Origin of the sequence: Bacteroides sp. OM05-10AA (assembly GCF_003439055.1) — a bacterium.
GTDB lineage: Bacteria > Bacteroidota > Bacteroidia > Bacteroidales > Bacteroidaceae > Bacteroides > Bacteroides intestinigallinarum.
In genome coordinates this window covers 101,757-110,048 of sequence record NZ_QSUR01000011.1, presented here as the reverse complement: position 1 = coordinate 110,048, position 8,292 = coordinate 101,757, and the positions used below count along the sequence as shown (strand labels likewise).

The following is an 8,292-nucleotide window of genomic DNA, read 5'->3' as shown; positions in this document are numbered from 1 at the left end:
TCCGTTGCAAGTCCTCGCTATGCTGTGGGCTTTCCCCTGCAATCCCTAACGTGGGTGAAAGGGTTTTCACTTTCTTGCGCTTGCACCTTGGCGCACGGGCTGTCCCGTCCCGGCGTCCGTTTCCGACCATTCCGGCAGGCTGCATGGCCGAAGCCGGACATCGGGGCGGAAGGACAAACGGAACACGTCCGTCCGTGCCGTCACACGGAATGAAATTCATCATCGGCATATCCCTTGTCAGACCATCGCTTTCGAGGATGAACGGGAATAGCTATTTCACTTTTGCGGTAATTTCATCTATCAGGTCTGTAATTTTCCCAATGGAATACTTTTCTATCAATCTTCTGTTTGCCGCTTCTGTCTTTAATTTCTCATTGATTAATTTTAGTTGGGGCAGATCCGATTGGCAGCATTCGTTCAAGTATTCTATTTCAGTGCCATAGGAGGTATATTTATAACGAGACTGCAAAAAATGCAGAAAGGTGTTGCGTGATTCGTTAGACAATCCCAAAATACTTTTTGAAACCTTGTCCGCATCAGCCTCTTGGAATATTGAAGTATCCCTATAAAGACGCTGTTTGACCGGGATTGCATCATTCAATGCCAGATTCAGGCGTTCGCAAGTTTCATCCGTCAGATTTTCCAGCATGGCAGACACTTTATTAGGACATTTCTCAAATCTTTGCTCGAATAGTTTTTGAAAATACGCAACCAGTACATTCAAAATTCGATCTGAACCAATATTAGAATGATTCCTTCTTGTACCCGCATGTACCTTTGAGCTACAATTCAACAAACCCTCCATGTCGTTGATACCTTCCATCAGCCTGTCTATGGAGTGCTTGCCTTGGGCAATGATGTCTTCCTCGGATACGTGAACAAGGTTGTCGCTATATAAAACCGATAGTATAGATATAATGACAAACAATTCTTTTAGATCAACGCTTTTATCCGCAAAGTAATACCGTACCGTTTCCTCGTAATGTTTCTCGTATTCTTCGTTATCCAGTCTCCAATAATCATACAGATAGTCCCAACTATTCAAACTTGCGTCTTCGGCTGCAAAGTATTGCTGCAAATAGGTTGTGTCAAAATACCCGCTTTCCAGATAGCAGACAATTTCATTGACGATAAAATCACTGAAAATATCCAACCGCTTGCCTATCTCTATAAAATGGTATTTGGAGAGGATTTTTTCACGCTCCTCATTTTTCTCTTTATCTGGGAACATATTGTACAGGCTGTTGAACAGGCTCGCAATTTCGGTATTTCCACCCTTATACTCGCAGTAAACGGCGACAAAATTTGCCAATAGTGATGTTATGATAAGTTTGTATTTGGGAGATTCATGATAATGTTCCGGCAAAGCCATGATTATCCTGTGGTAATCGTTCAGACATTGCCGAAGGACTCTTAAATTATCGAATTTAGAGGCGTGGAATATCTTGATGATAAGCTCTTTGTTCTCAGACAAGAGGTTTCTGTTGTTGGCGGATATTTCGCCAATGAAAAAATCGAGTGTCTCCTCTATATTCACTTTAATCTCGAAAGTGCGCCCGATGGTCTTTTCCTTGAAATCCTTGAATTTCAAATTAGATTTTTCGCCCTCTTTTTCGGAAATCTTGTTCTCATCGCCAATGATGATGACCTTGCATTTACAATGTTCCGAAAAGTAATTGATGTATCCCAACAAGGTTTCCAGTTTTATATCACATCTTTCAAGGTCGTCAAAAATCAGAATCTTGTTTCCTTTTATTTCTGAATTTTCTTCTTTCAACAACAAAATGGAGTCCAAGTCACAGGTTACACTTCCTTCATCCTTGCCGTCACTGTCGATGTCATATTTCAAAGCGATTTTCGAGGCGGCTTTTAATATATTCTTGGCAAGTTTCATTCCCTTGCTGTACAGCCACGGGGATATTTCCTTGTTGATTTGTTCTGTGATTTGCTGGGTAGTGGTCAAACCGTATAAAGAGACATAAATAGGCTGCCATTTTAACTTGTCCGCATCTCTGTTGCTTTTCAGTTGCTCCATCCATTGGCGGATGAAAAACGTTTTGCCGCATCCCCAAGCACCTCGCAACATGATGGCATATTGCGGATCGGGTATTTCCGCATATTCATTTAAAAAGGTGAGTATGTTTCTATTCATAACCATATTCATTAGAGGTTTCAAAGTTACGGAAAAGAGTCGTAATGTTCGGCAACCTTCCGCTTATTCAGTCGGTTTGCTGTTTGTTATAATCAATCATATCACCGAAAAATCATTAATAGGCTTATAAGAGTATTTCACCCTAAAGCCTTCATCATCCCAGTTTCGGGCGGCGATAATCGCATGTGTCAAATCCAGCCGATATGTTTTAAGGCATGATTTGATTGCGGATACAGCCCGTTCTTCCTCCACGACTATACAATAAATATTCAATTTGCCGTTATCTATTGCAAAACTTTCGACTACACCTATACCTCGCCAGCCCAAATGTTCTTTTAGATACTCTGAAACTTTGTCTTTTAACCATTTATCCCGTTTGTTCCCATCCTTGCTTTTCAATAGATATTGAACTACTATCGTACATAATTGATTTTCGGACAACTTTGTATATCCTTCACTCGCACATACATTACTAAAATCCTGTAAACGTATAGCTGCTTCTTTCTCTGTCATACTTGTTTTCGCAATAGTTCCAACATATCCAACTTTTCCAGAATGCTCAATTAGAACCTTATCGGCATTTTCATACCACATTTCCTTGTAGTATAGACCTTTTGTTTCAATTTGTTTATATAGCGTTATCATGATATGATTGGTTATAATGTTTTGCAGCGTTCCGCTTTAAATGTTTCATCTGTTTGTCAGCAATCTTGTTTTTTTACCATATACCAACTTCACAAATACCCTTGAATCTATCTAATACCATTCCGTTTTTTTTATCACTTCCCAAATTTACACTTATATGCTTGAGGTTAGGAAGATTTTCAGGAATTATATTATCCAATACATCAAAAGGCAATTGCAAGAGTAAGTTTTTTAAATTCTCGTGATATAAAGGAAAACTTTGTAACCGTTTCATATTGGCAAGAGACATACCGGTTAAAGAATGAAGGCTGCTTAAATCCGGCATTTCTTCAACATTGCTAAGTCCCTCTAAACCAATAGATCTTAGTTCTTTCAAGTCCAATAAAAAATTAAGATTCAATATTTTCGGAGAACGGTATATATCTATGCTTCTTAAATTTGGTGCCTTAATACCTAAATGTGTCCCATCCTTTAAATTAAAACAAGTTAATGTTTCCAAGTTTGGTAAGCAGGACAACATGTTCGAATCTAACCCTTTTATTTTTAATCGTTTCAGTCTGTTCAGCTTGTTCAATGTAGGATATTGATATTTCGTTATAGGATAAAAACTCATACAGAGTTCTTCCAGTTTCTCCAATGAAACAAGTTCGTCAATACAGAGTTTATTATCATATAGTGCATCAATAACTATACTCCTCAAATTTCTGAATATTGAAATTCCTTCAATTGTTTTCAGAATATTCTCGGTGTAATTATACGATTCAACTCCTATTATATTGTCACTTATACATTCAAAATAGGAGAAAGCAATCAGATTGTTGTTATTTGAACGCATTACCAATGTTACTTCTGTCGTTTCATTGATTATAGCTTCTTTTAGAAGTTTCAATTTCTCTATGTCAGGTTGTTCTTCTATCAACAATCGCAACTTATTATCTTCATTCTTTAATCCGATAATCTGTTCTTCTGTATATTGATTTAATTTTTCAATGAACATATAATTTGTATTTACAGGGTTGCTAATGTCTGGTGGATAATCATCATTAAATGAGATTGATCCGCTTGTTATCCGTCTCATTCCTTTTTTAATGATGAAATAAACGATTCAAAATCACTCGCCAATAAGGAAAGAGCTACTTCTTCCATTTCCAAGAAATAGATTTTACCTTCAGTTTTGTCAAAAACGAAATAATTGCCGAATGGATCTATAGCAAATGGTATTACAGTATTCGGGATTATATCACTCAAATCAGTTATTGTTGCCGAATACGTCAAGTCTTCAAATTCTGTGGACTTTATGGGCAGAAAGAAATCCACCACATAATCCTGACTATTTTGAGTGTATATCGTTTTATTTGGTTGACCTCCGTTATTGGCAAGAAGGAACGATTTGATTTCCTGCGGGAAAATAAATTTGTTTTTCCGCTCAACATCAGCTATATCCTTAGCTGTAATTGATTCTGATTTATTGTTAAATTCAAGTTCCATTTTATTTTTTATTTTGACGGATAATGTTTGGTGGATAACCGACCATTTCGAGAGCAATTAATCCGCTTTTATCTGCCCATTCTATTCTTCTCATTGTTCAAAATGGATATTATTCTCTGCGACATATTTCTTAATCGGCTCAACTATATCGGTAACGTAGTTTGTGCACTTAAAAAATTCTCTAAATATCCAACCTCCTTCACTTGCTTTGGCTAATGGAACCAAAGTTTCTTCAATGAACTCTTCATGGTTGCACAAGAGAGAACAGATTACTCCTAAGCTAAACTGTTTATCTGCATATATATGTTGAATATGACCCGAATTTGAGTAAAAATCTATAATTTTTGTATATTGTTTGACAAAAGGTATGATATACGGAAAAAAATCCTTTTTCAAATCGTTTAAGAATCTCTCAACGTTAGGAGTCTTGTCACTCTTATTCCCGAAAAAATAATCCATATCCATTAGATGCTGCTTAAACCAATCAATATTATTATCAAAGCAAACTATGATGTTACCACCAGCGTCTTTTTTATTTAATGGTTCTAATACAAGACTACATAAATATGGATTCTTTATTTTAGCTGATACACCCATACAAAAAGTGTTTTTACCGGCATATCCACCTTGGGTTGTTTGAAAGTAAAACTCAATACTACAATCGTTTTCCACTATGTAAGTAAAGTAGTCTTTATTCTTTTTTGCTTTGACCACATTTACAGGAAGCATCTCTTGTATTCTTGTAAACATGTATTTTAGGACTTCCGCTTTAGTTTCCATATCACTTTTTTTAGTTCATATTATTGGGCAGATAATGTCCGACAGCGTTCCGCTTTAAGCGGTAGTGCTGTGTGTTAGTGATTCATTTATGTTCTCAATTTCCATATCAAGAAAGGTTACATACCATTCTATAAATGATATTCTTTGCCCATCTTTCAATTTCGGTACAAGTCCACTATAATCAGCTCGTCCATCAAACCAAATATGTCCTTTTTCATTTCCATTCACCACCAATAGAAATGTACATCCATGTCCGAAATGACTTATTTGCAGACAGCCTGCAATATGTGCGGTACTAATATACGCATTGACAATTTCCGTTTCCGGGTATCCCTCGTTCCAATTAAAGGAGGTTATCCATTCTTCATTCCAACTATCTTGATATGGGAATTTTTCATTCAAGGAAATATTAGGTTTGTCTCTTAATTTGAAATCAACAATAGCTTTATCAAGAGGCAATAATCCATATCTCGGTCCGAAACCTCCATTTCCTATTTCAGAAATAAAAGTTCTGTAATCATCAGGAAGAGTTATACAATGTTTATGCTCAAACTCCTTAATATCTTCTTCAGATAGACAAGGATTATAAGATACCTCTTGTTCCTTTACTCCAAAAGATGCAAATTCTTTATGGCGTCTTATGAAAGCCAATTTTTCTAATATTTCCTTTTTTTGATTCATAATCACTGACATGTAATTATCTACGTTTTCCGCTATTATCTTCGCTCAATTACAAATATATATCATAAGGACGAAACTTCGGAGCGTTCGGTCTTCCTTTTTTCTATGGTATGCTCAAAAGCAGTTTTTGCGGATGGTTGTTTGGGCGTTCCCCTTCGGGTCGGGCTTTCCGCTGCAAGTCCTCGCTATGCTGTGGGCTTTCCCCTGCAATCCCTAACGTGGGTGAAAGGGCTTTCACAGTCTTGCGCTTGCACCTTGGCGCACGGGCTGTCCCGTCCCGGCGTCCGTTTCCGACCATTCCGTGAGGCTGCATGGCCGAAGCCGGACATCGGGGCGGAAAGACAAACGGAACACATCCGTCCGTGCCGCCCGAAAGAGTTCCCCGGCGTTTGTCCGGCAGCCGAAACCTGACCGTGCTCCCATATACTTCTCCCGCCCGTATCTCCTTGCCTTGGGAAACGGGCGTTCCCGGCTCTCCGGAAGGCTTCTTCTTCCCGCACCCGGCAAGTAACTTACCATTGACTGGAATAGACTGACAGGGCATTTTTTCCCTAAGCTGATTGGAAAAACATTGACGAAGGTAGGCGGAGGTGAAAGCAAATCCGCAAAAAATGCCAAATCTCCACCCTGCGGGTAGTATTTACCATTTTTTCAGATGGTTGCAATTCACCTTTTCCGCTATCAATGATGGTCAATGTTCTTCCCAATCAGCCAAGGGAAAAAAATTGGTTGGGGCGACAAGCGATGAAAACAGAGTAATAACGATTAAAATTTGTGAGTTATGGCAACAACGAACAGCACCATCGAAAAGATTGCACCGATGTTCACCGATTTGTTAATCAAGAAAATCGAGTGCTTGAAAACGGATTGGCAAAAGCCGTGGATTGCGAGCCTTGAACAAGGTTTGCCCCGCAACATCAGAGGGACGCTCTATAACGGCGGAAATGTCTTGATGTTATTGTTCTACACCGAGTTCATGAAATTCACTTTGCCCGTGTTCCTCACGTTCAACCAAGCGAAGGAAGAGGATTTAAGTGTTTGCAAGGGCGCACGCTCGTTTCCCGTCTATTATTGGTTTAAGTTCGTGGTACACAAGGAAACGAAAAAGACAATCAAGTACGAGGAATACCGCAAGCTGCCCGCAACCGAGCAGGAAAATTACAAGGTCATCCCGCAGATGAAGTATTACAATGTCTTCAACATCGACCAGACCGATTTTGCCGAAAAGCAGCCCGAACGCTACGAGCGTATGAAAAAGGGGGAGCAACCCGAAGACTATTCGGACGGGATGATTTACGAGGCGTTGGACGAGCTTGTCTATCTGCAAAATTGGTATTGCCCCATCAAGGTGCAGTATTCGGACAGTGCCTACTATTCGCCCTCTTCCGACCATATCATTTGCCCGCAGCGTGAGCAGTTCCCGCAGGGAGCGGAATATTACGGCACGCTCCTGCACGAGATGGCGCACAGCACGGGAAGCCCCCAACGGCTGAACCGCACGTTCGGCAGCTTCTTCGGGGATGCGCTCTATGCCCGTGAGGAACTTGTCGCTGAACTTACCGCAGCCCTTTGCGGTGCGTTCTTCGGCTACGCAACCGCACCGCAGGAGAACAACGCCGCCTATCTGAAACACTGGCTCACCAAGCTAAAGGAAGAACCCGCCTTTTTGGTGGAGATATTGGGGGACGTGAACAAGGCGGCGAAGATGATTGCCGACAAGGTAACCGAACCGATAAACGAACCCGCAGCAGCCTAAGCGGGACAACAAAGGAACAAGAGTATAAACCAACGGGCGGAGCAGTCCGCCCCACTAAAGACATAAGACGATGAAAACATTATCGGAAAAGGAATTTAACGGGTTAAACATAAAAGCTATGTTTACCGAGAAGGTGGAACAGGCAAAAAAAGAACTGTCTCCACTCATGCAGGAGGTAAGGAAGTACATACCCCAAGCGGAATACGGCTACCACGTGGTAAGCGGTGAATACCCCGCATTTTACGGCGTGCGCATAGAGTTCACGTACAACGGCATCCGTTTCCATGTGTACAGGATAAACAAAGAGAACAAATACAGGATAGCCACCGACATGGAGCATTTTGAGTATGTCAACCGCTACGACATCGAAAGGGCGGGCAACCAATACGAAAAGCCGTGCAATATCGGCGTGTTCACCGCCAAGAAAATAAACGATTGGATAAACTACTGCACGCAGATATACAGGCAGGTGGAGCAGGAAAATGCGGAGAACTCGAAAAAGGTAGCCGACTTCTTGAAAAGTATCGAGAACGAACCCGTAAGCTGGGAACGTAGAAACTATGCGAAAGGGACGATAACCCGCAACGGCTTGCGCTTCACTTTCTACATAGAGAAAGGACACCTCTCCTTTGAACTGTCCCTAAGTTATCGGGGAACGGCTGATTACGACACTTTCCGGCTGTTGGCTGATAACCGCTATATCCCGAAAGGAAACTATTAAACAACCACGGGCGGAGCAATCCGCCCGACAAGACCCAAGAATATGAAAACGGCATTTGTTTACAAACGG

General features: G+C 40.6%; 9 protein-coding genes and 1 pseudogene. 2 read left to right on the top strand and 8 right to left on the bottom strand.

The features are described from left to right. The 8 genes and pseudogenes from DXB58_RS10880 to DXB58_RS10845 all read right to left on the bottom strand — a co-directional run. Positions 1-223 (bottom strand): annotated as a pseudogene (locus DXB58_RS10880) (hypothetical protein); the annotation flags it as partial. A 48-nt stretch (positions 224-271) separates the two neighbouring features. Next, the gene (locus DXB58_RS10875) at positions 272-2,152 is read right to left on the bottom strand and encodes a P-loop NTPase fold protein (RefSeq protein ID WP_117913041.1); all 1,881 of its coding nucleotides are present in this window, start codon (positions 2,150-2,152) and stop codon (positions 272-274) included. 96 nt (positions 2,153-2,248) lie between these two features. Then, on the bottom strand, positions 2,249-2,797 hold the full coding sequence (locus tag DXB58_RS10870; protein WP_009041193.1) for a hypothetical protein: 549 nt from the start codon (positions 2,795-2,797) through the stop codon (positions 2,249-2,251). A 73-nt stretch (positions 2,798-2,870) separates the two neighbouring features. Then, entirely contained in the window at positions 2,871-3,875 is a 1,005-nt protein-coding gene (locus DXB58_RS10865; RefSeq protein ID WP_117971482.1) for a hypothetical protein, read from the bottom strand. Further along, positions 3,872-4,285 (bottom strand): SMI1/KNR4 family protein, encoded by a 414-nt coding sequence (locus DXB58_RS10860; RefSeq protein WP_117971479.1) that lies wholly within the window; start codon positions 4,283-4,285, stop codon positions 3,872-3,874. The genes DXB58_RS10865 and DXB58_RS10860 overlap by 4 nt, the downstream gene beginning before the upstream one ends. A 90-nt stretch (positions 4,286-4,375) precedes the next feature. Then, the gene (locus DXB58_RS10855; protein WP_008620113.1) at positions 4,376-5,065 is read right to left on the bottom strand and encodes a hypothetical protein; all 690 of its coding nucleotides are present in this window, start codon (positions 5,063-5,065) and stop codon (positions 4,376-4,378) included. 54 nt (positions 5,066-5,119) lie between these two features. Continuing rightward, positions 5,120-5,746: an SMI1/KNR4 family protein gene (locus tag DXB58_RS10850; RefSeq protein WP_233527276.1), complete on the bottom strand. Its 627-nt coding sequence runs from the start codon at positions 5,744-5,746 to the stop codon at positions 5,120-5,122. Between the two features lie 103 nt (positions 5,747-5,849). Then, positions 5,850-6,290, bottom strand: a complete 441-nt coding sequence (locus tag DXB58_RS10845; protein ID WP_117913028.1) for a hypothetical protein — start codon at positions 6,288-6,290, stop codon at positions 5,850-5,852. A 237-nt stretch (positions 6,291-6,527) separates the two neighbouring features. Between DXB58_RS10845 and DXB58_RS10840 the strand changes: the two genes are divergently transcribed. Both DXB58_RS10840 and DXB58_RS10835 read left to right on the top strand, forming a co-directional pair. Continuing rightward, a complete protein-coding gene (locus DXB58_RS10840; protein WP_117971476.1) occupies positions 6,528-7,502 on the top strand; it encodes an ArdC family protein in 975 nt (324 codons plus the stop codon). A gap of 70 nt (positions 7,503-7,572) precedes the next feature. Beyond that, the gene (locus DXB58_RS10835; protein WP_117913024.1) at positions 7,573-8,223 is read left to right on the top strand and encodes a hypothetical protein; all 651 of its coding nucleotides are present in this window, start codon (positions 7,573-7,575) and stop codon (positions 8,221-8,223) included. Positions 8,224-8,292: the final 69 nt, after the last annotated feature.

Excerpts from the sequence above, each read along its gene's own strand:
- DXB58_RS10875 (WP_117913041.1), bottom strand. The coding sequence starts at position 2,152 with ATGAATAGAAACATACTCACCTTTTTAAATGAATATGCGGAAATACCC.
- DXB58_RS10870 (WP_009041193.1), bottom strand. The coding sequence starts at position 2,797 with ATGATAACGCTATATAAACAAATTGAAACAAAAGGTCTATACTACAAG.
- DXB58_RS10865 (WP_117971482.1), bottom strand. The coding sequence starts at position 3,875 with ATGAGACGGATAACAAGCGGATCAATCTCATTTAATGATGATTATCCA.
- DXB58_RS10860 (WP_117971479.1), bottom strand. The coding sequence starts at position 4,285 with ATGGAACTTGAATTTAACAATAAATCAGAATCAATTACAGCTAAGGAT.
- DXB58_RS10855 (WP_008620113.1), bottom strand. The coding sequence starts at position 5,065 with ATGGAAACTAAAGCGGAAGTCCTAAAATACATGTTTACAAGAATACAA.
- DXB58_RS10850 (WP_233527276.1), bottom strand. The coding sequence starts at position 5,746 with ATGAATCAAAAAAAGGAAATATTAGAAAAATTGGCTTTCATAAGACGC.
- DXB58_RS10845 (WP_117913028.1), bottom strand. The coding sequence starts at position 6,290 with ATGCCCTGTCAGTCTATTCCAGTCAATGGTAAGTTACTTGCCGGGTGC.
- DXB58_RS10840 (WP_117971476.1), top strand. The coding sequence starts at position 6,528 with ATGGCAACAACGAACAGCACCATCGAAAAGATTGCACCGATGTTCACC.
- DXB58_RS10835 (WP_117913024.1), top strand. The coding sequence starts at position 7,573 with ATGAAAACATTATCGGAAAAGGAATTTAACGGGTTAAACATAAAAGCT.